Source organism: Streptomyces sp. NPDC002690 (assembly GCF_053592415.1).
Genome location: NZ_JBSFVR010000115.1, coordinates 1 through 20,918, shown reverse-complemented (window position 1 = coordinate 20,918; position 20,918 = coordinate 1). Strand labels below are relative to the sequence as shown.

The 20,918-nt window shown below is 72.6% G+C and carries 19 protein-coding genes; 10 read left to right on the top strand and 9 right to left on the bottom strand.

The genetic code is table 11. The features are described 5' to 3' along the window. Positions 1–131: 131 nt before the first annotated feature. The 3 genes from ACWD3D_RS16720 (at position 132) to ACWD3D_RS16710 (ending at position 2,243) form a co-directional block, all read left to right on the top strand. Entirely contained in the window at positions 132–593 is a 462-nt protein-coding gene (locus tag ACWD3D_RS16720) for a hypothetical protein (protein ID WP_451461591.1), read from the top strand. A gap of 96 nt (positions 594–689) precedes the next feature. Further along, positions 690–1,928 carry a DUF4032 domain-containing protein gene (locus tag ACWD3D_RS16715; RefSeq protein WP_451461590.1) on the top strand — a complete coding sequence of 413 codons (1,239 nt, stop codon included), beginning with the start codon at positions 690–692 and terminating at the stop codon, positions 1,926–1,928. Positions 1,929–2,051: 123 nt separating this feature from the next. Next, positions 2,052–2,243 (top strand): DUF6381 family protein, encoded by a 192-nt coding sequence (locus tag ACWD3D_RS16710; protein ID WP_387370495.1) that lies wholly within the window; start codon positions 2,052–2,054, stop codon positions 2,241–2,243. Between the two features lie 300 nt (positions 2,244–2,543). Here the strand turns inward: ACWD3D_RS16710 and ACWD3D_RS16705 are convergent, their stop codons facing one another. Further along, positions 2,544–3,014, bottom strand: coding sequence for a MarR family transcriptional regulator (locus tag ACWD3D_RS16705; protein ID WP_451461589.1), 471 nt, complete (start codon positions 3,012–3,014; stop codon positions 2,544–2,546). 92 nt (positions 3,015–3,106) lie between these two features. Here ACWD3D_RS16705 and ACWD3D_RS16700 point away from each other — a divergent pair, with 92 nt between their 5' ends. The 5 genes from ACWD3D_RS16700 to ACWD3D_RS16680 all read left to right on the top strand — a co-directional run bounded on the left by ACWD3D_RS16700 (position 3,107) and on the right by ACWD3D_RS16680 (position 9,330). After that, a complete protein-coding gene (locus ACWD3D_RS16700; RefSeq protein ID WP_451461588.1) occupies positions 3,107–3,460 on the top strand; it encodes an HGxxPAAW family protein in 354 nt (117 codons plus the stop codon). Between the two features lie 294 nt (positions 3,461–3,754). Beyond that, positions 3,755–5,392 carry an ABC-F family ATP-binding cassette domain-containing protein gene (locus tag ACWD3D_RS16695; protein WP_451461587.1) on the top strand — a complete coding sequence of 546 codons (1,638 nt, stop codon included), beginning with the start codon at positions 3,755–3,757 and terminating at the stop codon, positions 5,390–5,392. Positions 5,393–5,495: 103 nt separating this feature from the next. Then, entirely contained in the window at positions 5,496–7,145 is a 1,650-nt protein-coding gene (locus ACWD3D_RS16690; protein ID WP_451461586.1) for an ABC-F family ATP-binding cassette domain-containing protein, read from the top strand. Between the two features lie 147 nt (positions 7,146–7,292). Then, positions 7,293–8,939 carry a phosphoglucomutase (alpha-D-glucose-1,6-bisphosphate-dependent) gene (gene pgm, locus ACWD3D_RS16685; protein ID WP_451461585.1) on the top strand — a complete coding sequence of 549 codons (1,647 nt, stop codon included), beginning with the start codon at positions 7,293–7,295 and terminating at the stop codon, positions 8,937–8,939. 244 nt (positions 8,940–9,183) lie between these two features. Then, the gene (locus tag ACWD3D_RS16680) at positions 9,184–9,330 is read left to right on the top strand and encodes a hypothetical protein (RefSeq protein ID WP_451461593.1); all 147 of its coding nucleotides are present in this window, start codon (positions 9,184–9,186) and stop codon (positions 9,328–9,330) included. 21 nt (positions 9,331–9,351) lie between these two features. Here ACWD3D_RS16680 and ACWD3D_RS16675 read toward each other — a convergent pair whose 3' ends face one another. Both ACWD3D_RS16675 and ACWD3D_RS16670 read right to left on the bottom strand, forming a co-directional pair. After that, positions 9,352–10,548: an SGNH/GDSL hydrolase family protein gene (locus tag ACWD3D_RS16675; protein WP_451461584.1), complete on the bottom strand. Its 1,197-nt coding sequence runs from the start codon at positions 10,546–10,548 to the stop codon at positions 9,352–9,354. Between the two features lie 93 nt (positions 10,549–10,641). Beyond that, entirely contained in the window at positions 10,642–11,211 is a 570-nt protein-coding gene (locus ACWD3D_RS16670) for a TetR/AcrR family transcriptional regulator (protein ID WP_451461583.1), read from the bottom strand. Positions 11,212–11,282: 71 nt separating this feature from the next. Between ACWD3D_RS16670 and ACWD3D_RS16665 the strand changes: the two genes are divergently transcribed. Continuing rightward, a complete protein-coding gene (locus ACWD3D_RS16665) occupies positions 11,283–11,774 on the top strand; it encodes an FBP domain-containing protein (RefSeq protein ID WP_451461582.1) in 492 nt (163 codons plus the stop codon). 51 nt (positions 11,775–11,825) lie between these two features. On the opposite strand, the gene ACWD3D_RS16660 is transcribed toward ACWD3D_RS16665, so the two are convergent. The 6 genes from ACWD3D_RS16660 to ACWD3D_RS16635 form a co-directional block, all read right to left on the bottom strand. Then, the gene (locus ACWD3D_RS16660; RefSeq protein ID WP_451461581.1) at positions 11,826–12,188 is read right to left on the bottom strand and encodes a DoxX family protein; all 363 of its coding nucleotides are present in this window, start codon (positions 12,186–12,188) and stop codon (positions 11,826–11,828) included. Positions 12,189–12,278: 90 nt separating this feature from the next. Further along, positions 12,279–12,536: a hypothetical protein gene (locus ACWD3D_RS16655; RefSeq protein ID WP_451461580.1), complete on the bottom strand. Its 258-nt coding sequence runs from the start codon at positions 12,534–12,536 to the stop codon at positions 12,279–12,281. Positions 12,537–12,755: 219 nt separating this feature from the next. Continuing rightward, complete coding sequence (rho, locus tag ACWD3D_RS16650; RefSeq protein ID WP_451461579.1) at positions 12,756–13,895, bottom strand: transcription termination factor Rho; 1,140 nt, start codon at positions 13,893–13,895, stop codon at positions 12,756–12,758. A 497-nt stretch (positions 13,896–14,392) separates the two neighbouring features. Further along, on the bottom strand, positions 14,393–15,391 hold the full coding sequence (meaB, locus tag ACWD3D_RS16645) for a methylmalonyl Co-A mutase-associated GTPase MeaB (RefSeq protein ID WP_451461578.1): 999 nt from the start codon (positions 15,389–15,391) through the stop codon (positions 14,393–14,395). 12 nt (positions 15,392–15,403) lie between these two features. Beyond that, positions 15,404–17,656 carry a methylmalonyl-CoA mutase gene (scpA, locus tag ACWD3D_RS16640; RefSeq protein WP_451461577.1) on the bottom strand — a complete coding sequence of 751 codons (2,253 nt, stop codon included), beginning with the start codon at positions 17,654–17,656 and terminating at the stop codon, positions 15,404–15,406. Then, a complete protein-coding gene (locus ACWD3D_RS16635; protein WP_451461576.1) occupies positions 17,656–19,509 on the bottom strand; it encodes a methylmalonyl-CoA mutase family protein in 1,854 nt (617 codons plus the stop codon). The genes scpA and ACWD3D_RS16635 overlap by 1 nt, the downstream gene beginning before the upstream one ends. Before the next feature lie 464 nt (positions 19,510–19,973). Here ACWD3D_RS16635 and ACWD3D_RS16630 point away from each other — a divergent pair, with 464 nt between their 5' ends. After that, positions 19,974–20,783 carry a tyrosine-protein phosphatase gene (locus tag ACWD3D_RS16630; protein WP_451461592.1) on the top strand — a complete coding sequence of 270 codons (810 nt, stop codon included), beginning with the start codon at positions 19,974–19,976 and terminating at the stop codon, positions 20,781–20,783. Positions 20,784–20,918 lie beyond the last annotated feature (135 nt).

Below are 20,918 nucleotides of genomic sequence, written 5' to 3'. Positions count from 1 at the left end.
GGCCGACCGGCGGGAGGGCCGCCTGCCGGTCCGGCGGGAGGGGCGTGGGCCGTACGGGGCCCAGTCGCCCGGTCGGGTGGCCGGGACGCCCCGGGACCCGTGCGGGGCTCGGGGGCGGGCAGGTACCGGGCATGAACGAAGAACGAGCCGACCGCCCCGACACCGCCCACACCCGCCCCGACGGGGTCGGCGACGCGACCGTCCGCGCCCTGGGCGCCCTGTCGGAGGCGCTGGAGACGACCGAACGGGCCAGGGGCGCCCTCTACACCTTCCACCAGCTCACCGGCGGCGCCGACTTCCAGCTCGACGAGGCGGTACGGCTGCTGCGCGAGGCAGGCCACGACCGGGCGGCGGACCTGGTCGAGCGGGAGATCGTGGGCCGCAACGTCATCCCCGGCCACTGGACCTTCCAGATCGTCGAGGCGTACGACCGCACCTACTACCGCCCCTTCGCCGCGATCGAGGGCCGCCTGACCGGCGAACTCGCGGCGGGCCGGACCCACCTCTACGAGGCGGAGCTGAAGGAGGACCGCCGCACCCGGGGCCGCCCCGATCACACCGCACGCCCGGGCACCACGCCCGGGGAGCGGTAGATGCCGGCCGGGCCGCCCCGCACCACCCCGCCCCCCGGCCCGTAGGAGGCCGTCCCGCACACTGGTGGCCCGTCACCCGTTCGAGCGAGGCGAGCCATGGCTTTGCAGATCAGCGCCACCAACCCGGAACACCCCGCGCTCCTCCTGGAGCTGCCGTGGCACCTGCCCCTGGAGGAGTGGCCGGAGAAATACCTCGTACCGCTGCCGCGCGGCATCTCCCGCCACGTGGTGCGCTACGCCCGCGCCGGGGCGGACGTGATCGCCGTCAAGGAACTCGCCGAACGCCCGGCCGTGCGGGAGTACGACCAGCTCCGCACGCTCGACCGGCTCGGGATACCCGCGGTCGACCCCCTCGCCGTGGTCACCGGACGGATCGGGCCGGACGGGGAGGCGCTGGAGCCCGTACTGATCACCCGGCACCTCAACGGCTCGCTGCCCTACCGCTCGATGTTCGAGACCACCATGCGCCCGTCCACCGTGCACCGGCTGATGGACGCCCTCGCGGTCCTGCTCGTCCGGCTGCACCTCGTCGGATTCGCGTGGGGCGACTGCTCACTCTCGAACACCCTCTTCCGCCGCGACGCGGGCGCCTACGCCGCCTACCTCGTGGACGCCGAGACCGGCGAGACCCACGAGCGGCTCAGCGACGGCCAGCGGGAGTACGACATCGACCTCGCCCGCGTCAACATCAGCGGCGAGATGCTCGACCTGGAGGCCGCCGGAGCGCTGCACCCCTCGGTGGACCCGATCGCGTTCGGCGCCGAGATCTCCCGCCGTTACGCTGCGCTGTGGCAGGAGCTGACCCGTACCTCCGTCTACCCGGCGGGCAAGTACCACTACATCGAGCGACGGGTGCGTCGGCTCAACGACATGGGCTTCGACGTGGCCGAGATGCAGATCGTCAACTCCCCGGACGGCGACACGGTCACCTTCGTGCCCAAGGTCGTCGACGCCGGCCACCACCAGCGCCAGCTGCTGCGGCTGACCGGCCTGGACACCGAGGAGAACCAGGCACGGCGGCTCCTCAACGACCTGGAGAGCTGGATGGCCACCCAGGACGACTACGCCCCCGGTGACCCGCTCGGGGCGCGTACCGAGGTCCTCGCGCACCGCTGGGTCCGCGACCAGTTCAGGCCCACGGTCCGCGCCGTCCCGCTCGACCTGCGGGGCTCCATGGACCCTGCCGAGCTCTACCACGAGCTGCTGGAGCACCGGTGGTTCCTCTCCGAGCGGGCTCAGCACGACATCGGTCTGGAGGCGGCGGTGGCGGACTACACCGCCGGCAGGCTTGCCCGCGCCGAAGCGGCCGGGACCGCCGAGGCCGCCGAGGAGTAGCGGGTGGCCGGGCGGGTCGAGGTGGCCAGGCGGAAGACCGTCCCCACCGGCCCGCCGAGATGCGTCGGTCCCGTCCTGCTGCTTCGCTGGGAGCGTCGGATGCCCAGCGGACGAGGAGTGGTGATGAGCGGAGCGGACGAACCCGCCAAGCTGGCCCAGCAGATGCGGGAGAAGGCACGGCAACTGAGCGAGGCGGCCGAGCAGGCCAAGGACCCGGACGAGCGGCAGCGCCTCACGGAGAAGGCGCGCAAGATGCGGGACCGCAGCGAGCAGCAGTCCGGAATGAGCAGCGGGGACATCTACCCGCAGCTTTAGACCGAGTCCTTCCCGCGTTCCGCGCGCCCGGCTCGCGTCGAGGGACCACGAGGGCCGATCCGCCACCTGGATCGGCCCTCGTGGCCGTGCGGGGGAGTGGCGCAGGGGGCTGGTCGCTCTCGTGCCGGCCGAACAGGGTGCGGGCGCCGCGTCGTCGATGGCGGCGAAGTCTCCGTGGCGGGCCGCCTGCCGGGAACGCCGTCGTTGCCGTTGCCGTTGCCGTCGCCGTCGCCGTCCTTGCCCCGGACCCGGACCCGGGCGGGCTTGCGGCGCGCCCATCCCGGGCGGACGGAGCCCAACTCAACCTCTCAGCTCTTCGAGGTGGGCGCGCATCTCCTCCGCGGCGCGGGCGAACCAGTCCGCCAGTACCGCCGTCTCCTCGGCGGAGTAGTCGGCGAAGAGGGCTGTCAGCCGCCGGTAGAAGGGTTCGTACACCGCGACGACCCGCGCTGTCGCGGACTCGTCGGCGACGATCCGGACCCTGCGGCGGTCCCCGGGGTCGGACTGCCGACGGGCGAAGCCCGCGCGCTCCAGCCGGTTGAGGACTCCGGTGATGGCGCCGGTCGTGAGGTCGGCCCGTTCGGCGAGGTCGCCCGCGGTCAGGGCGTCCGGGCCCGCCCCGAGGATGTGTCCGAGGCAGGTCAGGTCCGTGACGTTGAGCCCCAGCGACCGGGCGACGTCGCTCTGGCCCACGAGGCTCAGCGCGACGAATCGGTCCATGCGCTGCAGCGCCTGCTCGGCCGAGGCCGCAGGGCGGGGCTTGCCGTCCACGAGCATTCTCCTTAGCATCTAAGTTACTTAGCTCGTGAGATGAAATGTCTCCGCGAAGCCTGCTGCCGCCATTTTCCCGGACTGGAGAAGCGATGAGCGCACACGGTGATGTCGACCTCGGTCACACTCTGGCCGGCTGGACCGGAACGGCCCTCACCGTCGTCGGTGCCACCGGAGCCGGAGTCTCCGTATGTGCGGCCTCTCCGCTCGGCGTGGTGCTGGCCGCGGCGGTGACCGTCGCGGCGGGTGTCGTCTCCTGGCTGCTGCATCTGGCGGGCTGGGGCAAGCCGGGCGGCCCCCGGCCCGAGAGGGAGTGGAGCTGGCGCGTACGTGACACCGGAGCCCGTGCGGGGCATCCGGAGTGCCTCGGGTGCCGGATGGCCGGACGCCGGGCGGCCCGGGCCACCGAAGCCCCGGAGCCGCTGGGCGACGCCGTGACCTGCTGAGACGGCCCGAGGTGAGCGGGTGCGGGGCGTCCGTGCCGGCCCTTCGGTAATTCCCGGCGACCTGCGGAGCCGACTGTTATCGTGAAGGACACGTGATCAGCGATGTGATCATCGATGAAGGAGAGCAGCTGTGAAGGGTGACGACGACATCTCCGGGTGACACCCGAAGGTGATCGGCCACCGGCCGGCGCGAGTCCGCGCCGCTGTGATGGCTTCCGTTGTCGTACCCCTCCCCTGTTCGCCGCCGGGCGGCGCTTCCGACGCGCGCCCGCATCACGTCACAAGGACGTCTCCATGTCCGCAGCGTTCCTCACCTGCTCGAACCTCTCCTTCTCCTGGCCCGACGGCACGCCCGTCTTCCAGGACCTCTCTTTCACCGTCGGCGCCGGCCGTACCGGACTCGTCGCGCCGAACGGTGCGGGCAAGAGCACCCTGCTCAAGCTGATCGCCGGTGAGTACAAGCCGGCCGTCGGCTCCGTCTCCGTGAGCGGAACGCTCGGCCATCTCCCGCAGGACCTGCCGCTCACCGGCGGTCTCACCGTGGCCGAGGTGCTCGGCGTCGCCCCTGTGATCCGCGCGCTCGACGCCATCGAATCCGGCGACACCGGTGAGGAGCACTTCGCCGTGGTCGGGGACGACTGGGACGTCGAGGAGCGCACCCGGGCGCAACTCGACCGCCTCGGACTCGAAGACGTCACCCTGGCACAGCCTCTGGACACCCTCAGCGGCGGGCGGATCGTCTCGCTCGGGATCGCGGCGCAGCTCCTCAAGCGCCCGGACGTCCTCCTCCTGGACGAGCCGAGCAACAACCTCGACCTGGACGCCCGGAAGAAGCTCTACGCCGTGATCGAGGAGTGGAACGGTTGCCTGCTCCTGGTCAGCCACGACCGGGAACTGCTCGACCGGATGGACCGCATCGCCGAGCTCGACCGGGGCGAAGTCCGTTTCTACGGAGGGAACTTCACCTCCTACGAGGAAATGGTGCGCGCCGAGCAGGAGGTGGCGGAGAAGAACGTCCGCAGCGCCGAGCAGGAGGTGAAGCGGGAGAAGCGGGAGATGCAGCAGGCGCGCGAACGCGCCCAGCGCCGGTCGAGCAACGCCGCCCGCAACATCAAGAGCGCCGGGCTGCCCAAGATCGTGGCGGGTGGACTGAAGCGCAGCGCCCAGGTGTCGGCGGCCAAGGCGGACGGCACCCACGCCGCCCGCGTCGGGGACGCCAGGGTCCGGCTCGACGAGGCCGGTCGCGCGCTCCGTGACGACCAGCGGATCACCCTGGAACTGCCCGGGACCCGCGTCCCCGCCGGGCGGACCGTCTTCCTCGGCGACGAACTACGGGTCCGCCGCGGCGACCGCGAACTGTTCGCCGGGGAAGGGGCGCACCTGGAGATCCGTGGCCCCGAGCGGATCGCGCTCACCGGCTCCAACGGGGCGGGGAAGTCCACCCTGTTGCGGATCGTCCAGGGTGAGCAGGAGTCGGAGGGCGGCACCCTGCGGCGGGCCGACGGCCGCATCGCGTACCTCTCCCAGCGCCTCGACCTGCTCGATTCCGCACGCACCGTCGCCGAGAACTTCGCGGCGTTCGCGCCCTCGCTTCCGGAAGCGGATCGGATGACCCTGCTGGCGCGGTTCCTCTTCAAGGGCTCGCGCGCGCATCTGCCCGTGGCGGCGCTCTCCGGCGGCGAGCGGCTGCGCGCCACCCTCGCGTGCGTTCTCTACGCCGAACCCGCCCCGCAACTCCTGCTGCTGGACGAACCCACCAACAATCTCGACCTGGTCAGCGTCGGCCAGTTGGAGAGCGCGCTCAACGCCTATCAGGGAGCCTTCATGGTGGTCAGCCACGACGAGCGCTTCCTCGCGGAGATCGGGGTCGACCGGCGGCTCCACCTGGCCCAAGGGCGGCTCACGGAGGCGGACGCGCACGGCGACGACTGACCGCCCGGTGCTTCCCGCGCACCGGCGTTCTTCCCCGACCCGCCCCTCGCCCGAGGCCCTGCCCGACGGGCACCGCAACCGACCTGACCCCAGGTGGCCCCTCATGAGCCGTCCCGCCCTGCTCGCCCACGACCTCGTCCGCACCCTGGGAAGGCGCCGGGTGCTCGACGGTGTCTCCCTCACCGCCGCCCCCGGCCGACGCATCGGCCTGATCGGGGAGAACGGCGCCGGTAAGTCCACCCTGCTGAGAATCCTCGCAGGGGTGGACGAACCCGACTCCGGCACCGTCGTCCGCCCCGCCGGACTCGGTTACCTCCACCAGGAGATGCCGTACGAGAGCGGAGCGAGCATCACCGACGTGCTCGACGACGCCCTCGCGGAGTCCCGTATGGACCTCGCCCGGCTCGACCTGCTCTCCCGGGAGATCGCCGCCACGCCCGAGGGCACAGCCGCCCACGGCGACCTCCTCGCCCGGTACGCGCGGTGCCTGGAGCAGGCCGAGGAGCGCGAGGCATGGGACGCCGAGCGGCGTGCCGGGCTCGTGCTCGACGGACTCGGCCTCGGGGCCCTGTCCCTCGACCGCACCCTCGACTCCCTGTCGGGCGGGCAGCGGGGACGGCTCGCCCTGGCGGCGCTGCTGATCCGCCGGCCCACCGCACTCCTCCTCGACGAACCCACCAACCATCTGGACGACGAGGCCGCCGCCTTCCTGGAACGGAGGCTGTGCGAGATGCCCGGAGCCGTCGTGGTGGCGGGGCACGACCGGGCCTTCCTCGACGCCGTCTGCACGGACCTGATCGACCTCGATCCCGCTCTGCGGGGGCCGGTCCACTACGGCGGCGGCTACACCGCCTACCAGGACCAGAGGCGGGCCGCCCGGGAGAGCTGGCGGCGACGCTTCGAGGAGGAGGAGAAGGAACTCGCCGACCTGCGGGGCGCGGTGGAGGTCACCGCCCACCGGGTCGCCCCGGACCGGGGGCCGCGCGACAACGAGAAGATGGGATACGGCCATGCCGGGGGCCGCGTCCAGAACCAGATCGCCCGTCGAGTGCGCAACGCCGCCCGCAGGCTCGGTGAACTGGAGCGGCAGCGCGTCCCCGCCCCGCCCGAGCCGCTGCGCTTCCGGACGCCGGAACCGGAACCCGCCGAGCCCGCGAACCCTGCCGACGACGCCCCGCTGCTCTCCCTCAGGGACGTCCGGGTGCCCGGCCGCCTCACCCTGGAGCGCCTGGACCTCCACCCCGGCCACCGCCTGCTGGTCACCGGACCGAACGGCGCGGGCAAGTCGACGCTCCTCGCGATCCTGGCGGGCGGACTGACGGCCCCAACCGGTCGGGTGCGCCGCAGGGAGGGACTCCGGGTCGGCCTACTGGCCCAGGACACGGTGTTCGCCCACCCCGGCCGCACCGTCGCACAGACGTACGCCCTCGGGCTCGGCGAGGAACGGGCCGAACGCGTCCCGCTCGCCGTGCTCGGGCTCTTCGCCGCACGGGATCTGGACAGCAGGGTCGGTGAGCTGTCGGCGGGTCAGCGCCGCAGGCTCGCCCTCGCCCTGCTCGTCGCGGACCCGCCAGACCTGCTGCTGCTCGACGAACCGACCAACCATCTCTCGCCCCGGCTCGCCGACGAGTTGGAGGAGGCACTCGGCACCGGTCCCGGGACCGTCGTCGTCGCCAGCCACGACCGGTGGCTCAGGTCCCGGTGGCCGGGCACGGAGCTGCGTCTGCGGGCTCCGGCGGGCGAGCGGACGTGAGAAACGCCGCGTTCGCCCGCGACGGAAACCGGACGCCAGTGCGGGAGGGAGGGGGCAGGATCGGGTACAAATCGTGGTGATCGTCCCCCCGGGTGGTGGCCCGGTCCCGACGGACCGACGACCACCACCCACGAACGAGGAGAACCGATGGTGCACGCACGGGCCGGTAAACCCGCACAGTCCGACGACCTGGTCGACGTGGCACGGCTGGTGACGGCCTATTACGCCCTCCACCCCGACCCGGCCGAACCCGGCCAGCGGGTGGCCTTCGGCACGTCGGGGCACCGCGGTTCCTCGCTCGCCACGGCGTTCAACGAGGACCACATCGCCGCCACCACCCAGGCGATCTGCGAGTACCGCACCCGCCAGGGAACGGACGGGCCACTCTTCCTCGGCGCGGACACCCACGCCCTGTCGGAGCCCGCGCGGGTCACCGCCCTGGAGGTGCTCGCCGCGAACGGCGCCACCGTCCTCATCGACTCCGAGGACGGCTACACCCCGACCCCGGCGGTCTCGCACGCGATCCTGACGTACAACCGCGGCCGGACCGAAGGACTGGCCGACGGCATCGTCGTCACCCCGTCGCACAACCCGCCCGCCGACGGTGGGTTCAAGTACAACCCGCCCAACGGCGGACCGGCCGGCTCGGACGCCACCTCCTGGATCCAGGACCGCGCCAACGAACTCATCGCGGGCGGGCTCAAGGAGGTGCGCCGCGTCCCGTACGCCCGCGCGCTGGCCGCCGGGACGACGGGGCGTCACGACTTCCTCGGCGGGTACGTCGACGACCTGCCGTCCGTACTGAACCTGGACGCGATCCGGGACGCGGGCATCCGGATCGGAGCCGACCCGCTCGGCGGCGCGTCCGTCGGCTACTGGGGCCGCATCGCGGAGACCCACCGCATCGACCTCACGGTGGTCAACCCGCTCGCCGACCCCACCTGGCGCTTCATGACGCTGGACTGGGACGGCAAGATCCGGATGGACTGCTCGTCGCCGTACGCCATGGCCTCGCTCATCGCCCAGCGCGACGCGTACGCCATCTCCACCGGCAATGACGCCGACGCCGACCGGCACGGCATCGTCACCCCCGACGGCGGGCTGATGAACCCGAACCACTATCTGGCCGTCGCCATCCAGTACCTCTACACCCACCGCGACGGCTGGCCCGCGGGGACCGGCATCGGCAAGACGCTGGTCTCCTCCTCGATGATCGACCGGGTCGCCGCCGACCTCGGCCGCCCGCTGGTGGAGGTCCCGGTCGGCTTCAAGTGGTTCGTGGACGGCCTCTTCGACGGCAGCCTCGGCTTCGGCGGCGAGGAGTCCGCCGGCGCCTCGTTCCTGCGCCGCGACGGCCAGGTGTGGACCACCGACAAGGACGGCATCCTGCTCGCCCTGCTGGCCTCCGAGATCACCGCCGTCACCGGCTCCACCCCGTCCCAGCACTACGCCGAGCTCACCACCCGCTTCGGCGACCCCGCCTACGCGCGCATCGACGCCCCGGCCACCCGCCAGGAGAAGGCCGTACTCGCCAAGCTCTCGCCCGAGCAGGTCACGGCCGACACCCTCGCGGGCGAGGCCATCACCGCCGTCCTCACCGAGGCGCCGGGCAACGGCGCGGCCATCGGCGGCCTCAAGGTCTGCACCGACAGCGCCTGGTTCGCCGCCCGGCCCTCCGGCACCGAGGACGTGTACAAGGTGTACGCGGAGAGCTTCCAGGGCCCCGACCACCTGAGCCGGGTCCAGGACGAGGCCAAGGCCCTCGTCTCGACCGTCCTGGGCGCCGCGGGCTGACCCCTCCCGCGTGCGCGGCCGGTCCCGGTTCGGCGGGACCGGCCGCACACGTGTGTGCCGCCACCGCGCACGGCCGGGCTTCCGGGCGGTCCGGGCGGGTCCGGGCGGGTCCGGGCGTTCTGGGCGGTCCGGGCGGTCCGTGCAGGCCGGGAGGGGAAACGCGGTGCGGGTGGCGGGCGGACCCGGTAGCGTCGTGATCTTCGGTCGGCGGAAGCCGCCCGGAGTCACCGAGGTTGTGTGGCCCATGACGAACCCCGACGACACCCCGGCGCGTCGCCGACTCGACCGTGCCCACGGGGCTCCCGAGGAACTGCTCCACCGCCCAAGGCTCATCGGACTCACCGGCCCCGCACGCTGGGAGGACCCGCACTGGCCCGGCCATCGCTTCTGAGCGGGCTCGGTCGCCGTCCCCTCAGGCGCGCGTGGTCGCGAACGGACCGTCCGCCGCGAAGGCGAGCGCCGCGAAGCGCTCACCCATCAGGCGGTGGGTCGCGGCGTCCGGGTGCAGTTGGTCCGGCAGCGGCAGCTCGTCCGCGTCGGCCGGACCGTAGAGCGCGCGGCCGTCGAGGTGGTGCAGATGTGGGTCGTCCGCGGACCGCTGTGCGACGATCCGGGCCAGTTCCTCGCGCACGACGTTCAGCGTCAGCTTCCCGCCCGCGGTCTCGGCCGCGTCGCCCAGGGCGACGAACTTCAGCTGTCCCATGCTCAGTCGGGAGAGATCCGGTGCGCTCGGGCCCGGGGTGTCCTCGTGTATCGGGCACAGGATCGGTGAGACCAGAAGCAGCGGGGTGGTGGGGTGGCCCTCGCGGATCGTGTCGAGGAAGCCGTGGACGGCGGGGGTGAAGGCGCGCAGCCGCATCGCGTCGGTGTTGACCAGGTTGATGCCGATCTTCAGGCTGATCAGATCGGCCGGGGTGTCCCGCACGGCGCGAGCGGTGAAGGGGTCGAGCAGGGCGCTGCCGGCCAGACCCAGATTGATCAGCTCCGCGCCGCCGAGACGCGCGGCGAGCGCGGGCCAGATGGCACTGGGGCTCGCGGCGTCGGAGCCGTGGCTGATCGAGCTCCCGTGGTGCAGCCACACCGGGCGGCCCCGGTCCGGTGCGGGTTCGACGGGGGCGTCGGTGCGCAGCGCGACGAGTTCGGTGGTTTCGTTGTGCGGCAGCCAGATCTCGATGTCCTTGTCGCCCTCGGGCAGATCGGCGAACCGGATCGTGGCGACCGGCCCCGGACGGTGTTCCGCCGATCCGGTGACCATGTCGATGATCACGGTGTTGCCGGTGGGCGCGGTGGCCCGGCCCGCGGGGCGGCCGTCGACGAGCAGGTCGTACACGCCGTCCGGGCGCGGCGGCGCACCCGCGTAGGCCCGCTTGGTGGGCAGGGTGTCCAGCTCCAGGGCGGTCGCCGGGGTACGGAAGACCAGCCGGACACCGGAGGGCTGGGACTCGGCGGAGGCCAGCTGGGGGTCGGCGTACTGGGCGCGCGCCCACGCGGGCAGCCGGTGCGGGAGTACACCGTGCGCGGTGCGCTCCAGATCGAGGGCACCCCGCAGGAGCGCGGCGGTGAGGGGCGTGGTGATCCAGCGGTGCGAGGTGCTCGGTTGCGTGCTCAAGGTGCTCAGCCCGTCGGTCGGATGGCGGATGGCGGATTGCGGTGTCGGGCGACGGCGGTCGTCGAACGACCGACGGCAGGTGGTGCGCCGGGCTCAGGGAGCGGTCCAGTTCCTCAGGAGCGCGTCCAACTGGTCCAGGGCCCAGGTCCAGCTCTCCTGCGGGTCGGGGCCGGAGTGGCTGAAGCCGCCCGCCGCCTCCAGGCTGACGTATCCGTGGAACACGCTGCCGAGGAGGCGGACGGCGTGCGTCTGGTCCGGCTCCGTCAGGTCGTAGCCCCGCAGGATGGCCCGCGTCATCCGTGAGTGCCGGGGGCCCGCGCTCGCGGCAGCCGTCTCCGGGTCGAGCCTCAGCTGTGCCGCCGCGTAACGGCCCGGGTGTTCGCGCGCGTAGTCGCGGTAGACGTCGGCGAAGGCGGTCAGCGCGTCCCGTCCGGCGCGGCCCGCCAGGGCGGCGGCTGCCCGGTCGGCCATCTCCTCCAGCGCGAGCAGGGCGATCCGCGTCCTCAGCTCCTGGGAGTTCTTCAGGTGCGAGTAGAGGCTCGCGACCTTGACGTCGAAACGCCGGGCGAGCGCGGAAAGGGTCACCTGGTCGAAGCCGGCGGTGTCGGCCATCTCCGCCCCCGCCCGGACCAGCTTCTCCGCGGTGAGTCCCGCGCGTGCCATGACCTCCCCCTCTTCTGCCTGATCGGTTTATTCATTTGCCTACAAGGTTTAGGCAAATTAGCATAGCGCTCATGAATCCGCTGACCGAGCAAGAGATCCGTGCCGCCTTCGTGAACTGCAGCAAGGGTGAGGCGAAGCGTCTGGCCGTTCCGCGCGACCTGGCGGACCGCGAGTGGGCCGATCTGGACTTTCTCGGCTGGCGCGACCCCCAGGCGCCCGACCGCGCCTACCTCGTCGTGGAATCGGAGGGCCGCCCCAAGGCCGTCGTGCTGCGCTCCTCCGGCGCGGTGGCCGGCCGACAGCGGCGGAGCATGTGCTCGATGTGCCTGACCACGCACTCGGGCGGGGTTTCCCTGATGGTCGCGCCGAAGGCCGGCAAGGCGGGGCAGCAGGGCAACTCGGTGGGCGCCTACCTCTGCAGCGACCTCGCCTGCTCCCTCTACGTCCGGGGCAAGAAGGACGCCGGCCCCGGTGCCCGGCTGCGCGAGTCGCTCACCCTGGAGGAGAAGATCCAGCGGACCTCGGCGAACATCACCGCGTTCCTCGCCCAGGTGACGGCGTGACGGCGTGACGCCGTGACGGTTGCGCACGATGGTGGTGCCCGGACGCGTGGGTCACGCCTGCCGGGCCACCCGACGGGCCCACAGCACCAGGGGCACCTGGAGCGGCACGCGGGCGTAGGCCAGAGCGCGTTGCGGGGCAGGGCGGTGACGCCAGTCGGCCGCCATCTTCACGTTGCCGGGGAGCACGGCCACGAAGAACGCGGCGGCCCCGAGAGCCGCGACACGGCGGGTCCGCGGGGCGAGAACGCCCGCCGCGAGGGCGAGTTCGACGCCGGCGCTCGCGTACGTCCAGGTGCGCGGGGTTCCGGGCAGGGCGCTCGGGACGAGTGAGTCGAAGGGCCGAGGCGCCGTGAGGTGCAGCGCTCCCGCACCGGCCAACAGGCCGGCCAGGGCGACGGCGGAACGGTGGGTCATGTGGTCCTCCTGCGGGGGAGCGGTGTACCGGAGGGTCCATCCTGCCCCTGTCGTCCGGCTCGGACGCACGGGCGGGGGTGAGAAGGGTACTCAGATCCAGTTGCCCCAGCCGAACGTGGCGATGTAGGCCCGCCGGACGGCATCCCGGCCGCGACCGCTGCCGAGGTGAATCACCGTCAGCGCGAGAAGGAACCACGCCGTGAAGGCGCCGCCGATGACCAAGGTCCATCGGGGGCCGGAGAAACCGGCGACCACGATCAGGGCCATGACCGTCACGCCGAGGCCCAAGTGGGCGGCGGGCAGGTCCGAGCGCAGCGCCTCACGCACGGAGTGGCGTTCTTGCCGCATGTCCCGGGTGTACCGGGCGCGAGCCGCACTGTCGGCGTTCTCCCGGTCACAGCAACTGTGCTTCATGAGTGGCCCCCTGTGGATCTCTGTGGTCCCGGCAGCCCAGGGGCGGCCGTCCTCGGCCGTTGCGCCGGGGCCCGTCCCCTTCCTGATCCGGCCCGGGTTCCTTTCCCGGTCCAGGGCGGTGGAGGCCTTGGGGGTGTCCACGCGGTGCCGTGCTCAGGCGCCGGGAACCGTCTGGTGCACCTGGCGAAGGAAGGCCGCGTTGTCGGGCGTCTTACGGACCTTGTCCAGTACGGCTTCGAGCGCGGCCTTGCTGTCCCGGCCGTGCAGGGCGCGACGCAGTCCGCGCATCGCGGTCAACTCCGTCTCGGACAGCAGGAGTTCCTCCCGTCGTGTGCCGGAGGGGGCGATGTCGACCGCAGGGAAGATTCGGCGGTCGGCCAGTGCGCGGTCCAGGCGGAGCTCCATGTTGCCGGTGCCCTTGAGCTCCTCGAAGAAGAAGTCGTCCGCGCGCGATCCGGTCTCCACCAGGGCGGTCGCCAGGATGGTCAGCGAGCCGCCCTCCTCGGTCAGCCGCGCCGCGCCGAAGAGCTTCTTCGGGCCTTGAAGCGCTGCCGCGTCGACGCCGCCGCTCAGCGTGCGCCCGCCGGGGCCCGCCGCGTTGTTGTGGGCCCGGCAGAGCCGGGTGAGCGAGTCGAGGAGGATGACGACGTCCTGCCCCTGCTCCACGAGCCGCTTGCCGCGCTCCACGGCGAGGTTGGCCAGTGCGATGTGCTCCTTCGCCGGACGGTCGAACGTGGAGGCGAGCACGTCGCCGCGCACCGACCGGCGCATGTCCGTGACCTCTTCGGGGCGTTCGTCGAGCAGCACCACCATGAGATGGCACTCCGGGTGGTTCGTCGCGACGGCCGCCGCAAGTTGCTGGAGCAGTACCGTCTTGCCGGTCTTCGGAGGAGCGACGATCAGACCGCGCTGCCCCTTGCCGACCGGTGCGATCAGGTCCACGAGGCGGGGCGCCGGCCCGCCCGTACGGGTCTCCAGCCGCAGCCGGTCCCGGGGGTGCAACGGCGTCAGCTCGTGGAAGTGCGGGCGGGAGCGAAGGGCCTGTGGGAGCAGCCCGTTGACACGGTCGACCACGGTGAGCGTGCCCGGTCGGTCGCAGCCGCCCTTGACGAAGTCGCCCTTGCGCAGCCCGTACCGGTTGATCAGCGCGGCCGGGACGCGGACGTCGCCGGGGGCGGGATGCCCGTGAGTTCCGCGCAGCATGCCGTGCCCGCTCTCCGGGGTGTCGAGGACACCGGCGGCGGCGACGGGTGCGTGCTGGGTGGATACGGGGCGTTCGAGTGTGGTGGTCACGGGGATGTCCTTTCGGGGACGGAAGAGTGTGAGAGCCCGGTGCGGGCGGCCCGGAGGCGGTGGTTGCGCGCCTCGACGTGCGCCGCGCGGACCGGCATCCCGGAAAGCGGGGAGCGGTGAACACGTCACGCCGTGTCTGTCACGGGCACGACGGGCCGGCTCGGCGCGTGCGGGAAAAGAAAGATGCGAGTTGCTTCGGGAGTGAGCTGAATCGCGGGTCGTGAATCGACAGGTGCGACAGCGATGAAAAGGAATCGGCACCGGCGTCCCGACGGGGACGTACACGAGTGCTTTTTCGGAGAATACCACGGTGGGGGCTCACAGGGAACAGGGTTCCGCCCGGTTTCCAGGAGCGGGGGCCGTGGCGGGCCCCCGTGGCGTGGGAGGGGAGCCCGAGGCTCCGGGCGGCTGCCCCGCGACCGTCAGGACCCGTCGCGTCCGGGCTCCCGGGGCGCGGACACGCGCCCGCAACCCCGCCCGGGCATCCGGGCCGCCCGTCACCCGCGCCCGGAACCGCCCCGGAACGCCGCGAGGATCTCCTCGGCGGCCAGTGTCGCCGTCAGACCGCCCTCGCGCACCCGCCGTTCCAGCTCAGGCGCACGCGCCCGTACGTCCGGGTGGGAACGCAGGCTCTCCAGCAGCTCGTCCCGGACCATGCTCCACGTCCAGTCCACCTGCTGCTCGCTCCGCTTCGCCGCCAGACGCCCCGTCGACTCCAGCAGCGTGCGGTGCTGCTCCAGGCTCTCCCACACCGTCTCCAGACCCGTCGCCTCACGGGCACTGCAGGTGAGTACGGGTGGGGTCCACGCCGCGTCGGCGGGGTGCATCAGCCGCAGGGCGCCCGCGAGTTCGCGTGCGGCCGAGCGGGCCTCGCGTTCGTGCGGGCCGTCCGCCTTGTTCACCGTGATGACGTCCGCCAGCTCCAGGACGCCCTTCTTGATGCCCTGGAGCTGGTCGCCGGTGCGCGCCAGGGTGAGGAGGAGGAAGGTGTCGACCATGCGCGCCACCGCGGTCTCCGACTGGCCGACGCCGACCGTCTCCACCAGCACCACGTCGTAACCCGCCGCCTCCATCACCACCATGGACTCGCGGGTGGCCTTCGCCACCCCGCCCAGCGTGCCGGCCGAGGGCGACGGGCGGACGAACGCGTGGGGGTCAACGGAGAGGTGCTCCATCCGGGTCTTGTCACCCAGGATGGAGCCGCCCGTACGGGTGGACGACGGGTCCACGGCGAGCACCGCGACCCGGTGCCCCAGCCCCGTGAGCAGGGTGCCGAGCGCATCGATGAAAGTCGACTTGCCGACCCCGGGCACCCCGCTGATCCCGACCCGCCGGGCCCGGCCCGCGTGCGGCAGCAGTCTGCTCAGCAACTCCTGGGCGAGCACCCGGTGGTCGGGGCGGGAGGACTCGACGAGGGTGATGGCGCGCGCGACGAACGCGCGCTTCCCGTCGAGCACTCCCTTCGCGTAACTCTCGATGTCGATCGTCGGTGCCATCGGCTCAGCGGCTCACAGCTCGTGCCCGAGTGCGGCACCGAGCCGACGCACCAGGTCGTACGCCGCGTCCGGGATGACCGTGCCCGGCGGGAAGACCGACGCGGCACCCGCCTCGTGCAGGGCCTCGACGTCCTGCGGAGGGATCACTCCGCCCACCACGATCATGATGTCCTCGCGCCCCTCGGCCGCCAGCTCCTCCCGCAGCGCGGGAACGAGCGTGAGGTGACCCGCGGCCAGCGACGAGACGCCCACGATGTGCACGTCCGCCTCGACCGCTTGGCGCGCCACCTCGGCGGGCGTCTGGAACAGCGGGCCGACGTCCACGTCGAAGCCCAGGTCGGCGAAGGCCGACGCGATCACCTTCTGACCGCGGTCGTGGCCGTCCTGGCCCATCTTCGCGACCAGGATGCGCGGGCGGCGGCCCTCAGCCTCCTCGAAGGCGTCGACCAGCTCGCGGGTGCGGTCCACCGACGGGGACTCTCCTGCCTCTTTGCGGTACACCCCGGAGATCGTACGGATCTGGCCGGCGTGCCGCCCGTACACCTTTTCCAACGCGTCCGAGATCTCGCCCACCGTGGCCATGGCGCGGGCCGCGTCCACCGCCAGTGCCAGCAGGTTGTCCTCCAGGCCGGGGCCCGGGGCGCGTCCGGCCGCCTCGGTCAGCGCGCGCAGCGCGTCCTGGCAGGCGTTCTCGTCGCGCTCCGCCCGAAGACGCCGCAGCTTCTCGATCTGCTGGGTGCGCACCGAGGTGTTGTCGACCGAGCGGACGTCGATCTTCTCGTCCGTCTCCACGCGGTACTTGTTGACCCCGATGACCGGCTGGCGGCCCGAGTCGATGCGCGCCTGCGTGCGCGCGGCGGCCTCCTCGATCCGGAGCTTCGGGATGCCCGCGTCGATGGCCTTCGCCATGCCGCCGGCCGCCTCGACCTCCTCGATGTGCTGCCAGGCCCGCCGTGCCAGGTCGTACGTCAGCTTCTCGACGTACGCGCTGCCGCCCCACGGGTCGATGACCCGGCCGGTGCCGGACTCCTGCTGGAGGAGCAACTGCGTGTTGCGGGCGATGCGCGCCGAGAAGTCGGTGGGCAGCGCGAGTGCCTCGTCCAGCGCGTTGGTGTGCAGCGACTGTGTGTGCCCCTGGGTGGCGGCCATCGCCTCCACACAGGTGCGGGTGACGTTGTTGAAGACGTCCTGAGCGGTCAGCGACCACCCGGAGGTCTGCGAATGGGTGCGCAGTGAAAGGGACTTGGGGTTCTTCGGCTCGAACTCCTTGACCAGCTTGGCCCAGAGCAGCCGGGCCGCCCTCAACTTGGCGATCTCCATGAAGAAGTTCATGCCGATCGCCCAGAAGAACGACAGCCGGGGTGCGAACGCGTCCACGTCCAGACCCGCGTCCCGCCCGGCCCGCAGGTACTCCACCCCGTCCGCCAGCGTGTACGCCAGCTCCAGGTCGGCCGTCGCCCCGGCCTCCTGGATGTGGTAGCCGGAGATGGAGATGGAGTTGTAACGCGGCATCTTCCGCGAGGTGTACGCGAAGATGTCCGAGATGATCCGCATGGAGGGGCCCGGCGGATAGATGTAGGTGTTGCGGACCATGAACTCCTTGAGGATGTCGTTCTGGATGGTCCCGGCCAGCTTCTCGGGCGGTACGCCCTGCTCCTCGGCGGCCACGATGTACAGCGCGAGGACGGGCAGCACCGCACCGTTCATCGTCATCGACACCGACATCCGGTCCAGCGGGATGCCGTCGAAGAGCTGGCGCATGTCGAGGATCGAGTCGATCGCCACGCCCGCCATGCCGACGTCACCGGTCACCCGGGGATGGTCGCTGTCGTACCCCCGGTGCGTGGGCAGGTCGAAGGCGACCGACAGCCCCTTCTGGCCGGCGGCGAGGTTGCGCCGGTAGAAGGCGTTGGACTCCTCGGCCGTGGAGAATCCGGCGTACTGGCGGATCGTCCACGGCTGGTTGACGTACATCGTCGGGTACGGGCCGCGCAGGTACGGGGCGACGCCGGGGAAGGTGTCGAGGAAGTCGACGTCCTCCAGGTCGGCCTCGGTGTACAGCGGCTTGACGGTGATGCCCTCGGGGGTCTCCCACAGCAGGTCGTCCACCGAACTGCCGGTCGACTCCTTCACCGCGGCCCGCCAGCGGTCGGCCGAGGGCGCCGGGGGAGTCCCGGAGTCCAGTGGGACGGCGGAGAAGTCGGGGACGGGGCTCGCGGCGGCCTCGGAAGTTCCTGCGGCCTCGGGGTTCACGGGGTCCTGCATCACGCCACTCCCAGTCGGTCGAGTTCGAAGGAGAGCACGGCGACGGCGTCGCAGCCCGCGAAGACGTAGGCGTCGACCCCGTCCACCTCTCCGGGACGGCCGGCGAGCAGCACCCGGCCCGCCCCGGCGGCCACGAGCGCCGCGGCCACCGGGGCCGCCTCCCGCTCGTACACCGCGTCCGACGAGCAGAGGCAGGCGATCGACGCGCCGGACGCGGCGAAGGCCTCCGCGGCCGTCGCGGCGTCCACGGTCACCGGCCGGTGGACCGTCTCGATGCCGCCGGCCTGGAAGAGGTTGGCGGCGAAGGAGGCCCGGGCGGTGTGCGCCGACGCCGGACCGAGGGCCGCCAGGAAGACCTTCGGGCGGGCGCCGGTCGCCGCCAGATGGGCGTCCGACCTGCTGCGCAGCGCCTCGAACGCCTCGTCGCGGCGGACCTTCGGCAGCCCTCCGGACGGGGCGGGGGGCGCCGCCTCGCGTTCCACCGGCGGTTCGGCCAGGTGCGGGAACTCGCTGACCCCCGTCACCGGCTCCTTGCGGCGGGCCAGATCGCGGGAGCGCTTCTGCCAGGTCGCGGCGAGCCGTTCGGCGACCAGACCCGAGGCGGCGGCCGCCTCCTGGCCGCCCGCGCGCTCGATCTCCTGGAAGAACGCCCAGGCGGCGACGGCCAGTTCCTCGGTGAGGCGCTCCACGTACCAGGAGCCGCCCGCCGGGTCGACGACCCGGGCCAGGTGCGACTCCTCCATCAGGATGGTGGAGGTGTTCCGGGCGATCCGCCGGGCGAAGGCGTCCGGCAGGCCCAGCGCCTCGTCGAAGGGGAGGACGGTCACCGCGTCCGCGCCGCCGACCCCGGCACCCAGACAGGCCAGCGTGGTGCGGAGCATGTTCACCCAGGGGTCGCGCCGCGTCATCATCACCGACGAGGTCACCGCGTGCTGCCGCTGGGCGCCCGCGCCGGGTGCCCCGCAGGCCTGCGCCACCCGTGCCCACAGTCGCCGCGCGGCCCGCAGCTTGGCGATCGTCAGGAACTGGTCGGCCGTCGCCGCGTAGCGGAACTCCAACTGCGAGCAGGCCGCCTCGACGGACAGCCCGGCGGCGGTCAGGGCCCGGAGGTACGCCACCCCGGTGGCGAGCGACAGGCCCAGCTCCTGGGCGGCTCCGCCACCGGCTTCGTGGTACGGCAGGGCGTCCACGCCGAGCGCCCGGAGCCCGGGATGCTCCGCGGCGCACCGGGCGGCCCACTCGACCGCCGTGGTGAGGTCGGGCGTGGCACCCGTACGGGCCGACCGGCCCAGCGGGTCGATGCCGAGCCCGCCGCGTACGGCCTCCGGGGCGACACCCCGGTCCGCGTGCAGCCGTACCAGCTCCGTCGCCGCCGCGCCGGAGTCGTCCCCGGCGTCGAGGGTCAGCGGAGCGAGATCGAGCAGGACGCCGTCCAGCGCCCGGTCCAGGCCGGAGACCGGTACCCCACCGGGGCCGCCGACACCGAGCCACAGCGAGGTGACGCCGTTCTCCAGATCGGCGAGCAGGGCCTCGTTGAGCCGGGCCGGGTCGGTCCCCGCGTGGTGCTGCCGTACGTCCCACCCGGCCGCCGCGTTCCCGGCAGGTCCACCACCTCGGGTGAAAGGCGCGAAACCGGGCAGCCCGGCCGGGGGCGCGCTGTCCCGGGAGGTGTACAGGGGACGGGTGGTGAGCCCGTCTTCCAGCGTCGTGGACAGGGCTTCCAGCGCGGCCTCACCCGTGACGTCCTTGCCCGACTTGCGCAGCACACCCTCGACGAGGGTCTGCCACTGGTCCGGGGAGGCGTCAGCGAATTCGGCGGCCAGGGGGAGCCCGTCAGCAGGCAGGACCGTCATGCCCAGATGCTAGGTCAGCCCGGCGACGAACCAGCAGAGGATGCCGCTGTGACCTATCCCTCTCCGGTACGCGTCCGCGCCCTCACGCAGCGTGCCGCGGGAGAGCCCTGGGGGCTGCCGGGCGGGCGGGGACGGTCGTGGGGCGTCGGCAGAGTGGTCGCTCGGGTTCCGGAGCAGGGTGGCGGGCAGTGGCCTCGGGTCTGCCGCGGGGCCCGCTCGCCACCGCCGACGGACACACGGCTCACGGTCGGCCGACGCGGGCCGGGTCATTCGATCGGGCGATCCATGCTGTGTCCGGGCAGGGGAGGCAGCCGGGTCGGGAGCCGGTTCTGGGGGCAGCGTCGAGCGCCGGGTCCCCGACGCCGAAGCGTCGGTCCGCTCCGGCGTTTTCCGTTGTCGAATCGCCCCTGACGTGCGACGTTGATACTCAAATGCGTAAAACGTCGGGAAAGAGGCAGTTCATCGTGCAGACCGCCCGGGCCGTCCCGGCCACCACCGTCGTCAACCTGCGGGATCTGGGCGGCATCGCCCTGAGCCACGGCCAGCGGGTGCGGCAGGGCATCCTCCTGCGCTCGGGCCAGCTGAGCGAACTCGATCCGGAGCACGACATGGCGGTCGTCGCGCTCGGTGTCCGCACGGTCGTCGACCTGCGGACCGCCGACGAACGGCACTGGGCCCCGGACCGGCTGCCCCCGAGGGCCCGGCTCTTCGTGGCGGACGTGCTGGGCGGCAACCCGGGCGTCGCCCCCGCCCGGCTCCGGGCCCTGCTCGCCGATCCGGCCGCCGCGGAGGAGGCACTGGGCGGCGGAAGGGCCGAGGAGGTCTTCGCGCAGACCTACCGCCAGATGGTGCTCTCTCCGGGAGCCGCGGCCGCTTATCGCGCCTTCCTGGAGACGGCGGCGGACGCGTCGGCCCGGCCGGTGCTCTTCCACTGCACGGCGGGGAAGGACCGTACGGGCTGGGCCACCGCGGTGCTGCTGATGATCCTGGGGGCCTCCCGGGAGACCGTCCGGGCCGAGTTCCTCGCGGTCAACCCCGCCGTACGCCTCGCCTTCGCCGCCTCGGTACAGCGCTTCCTCGACGCGGGCGGCGATCCCGCCATCGCCTCCGCCGTCATCGAGGCGCGGCCCCGCTATCTCGACGTGGCGCTGGACGCGGTGGAGGAGCGGTGGGGCGGGCTCGACGGCTATGTGCGCAGCGGGCTGCGACTGCCGGAACCGGTGGTGGAACGGCTGCGAGCAGAACTGACCGTCCCCGTCGGCGTGCCGGTGTAGGCCGCGGACCGGCGGCAGGAGAACGCGGGAGCGGCCGGGGGCTGGGCGCCCCAGCCCGCGGCGAAGATGCCGGAGCCCCGCACGACCCCGTCGGGGTTGACGCCGTTGACCCGGATGCCGTGTCCGCCGAGTTCG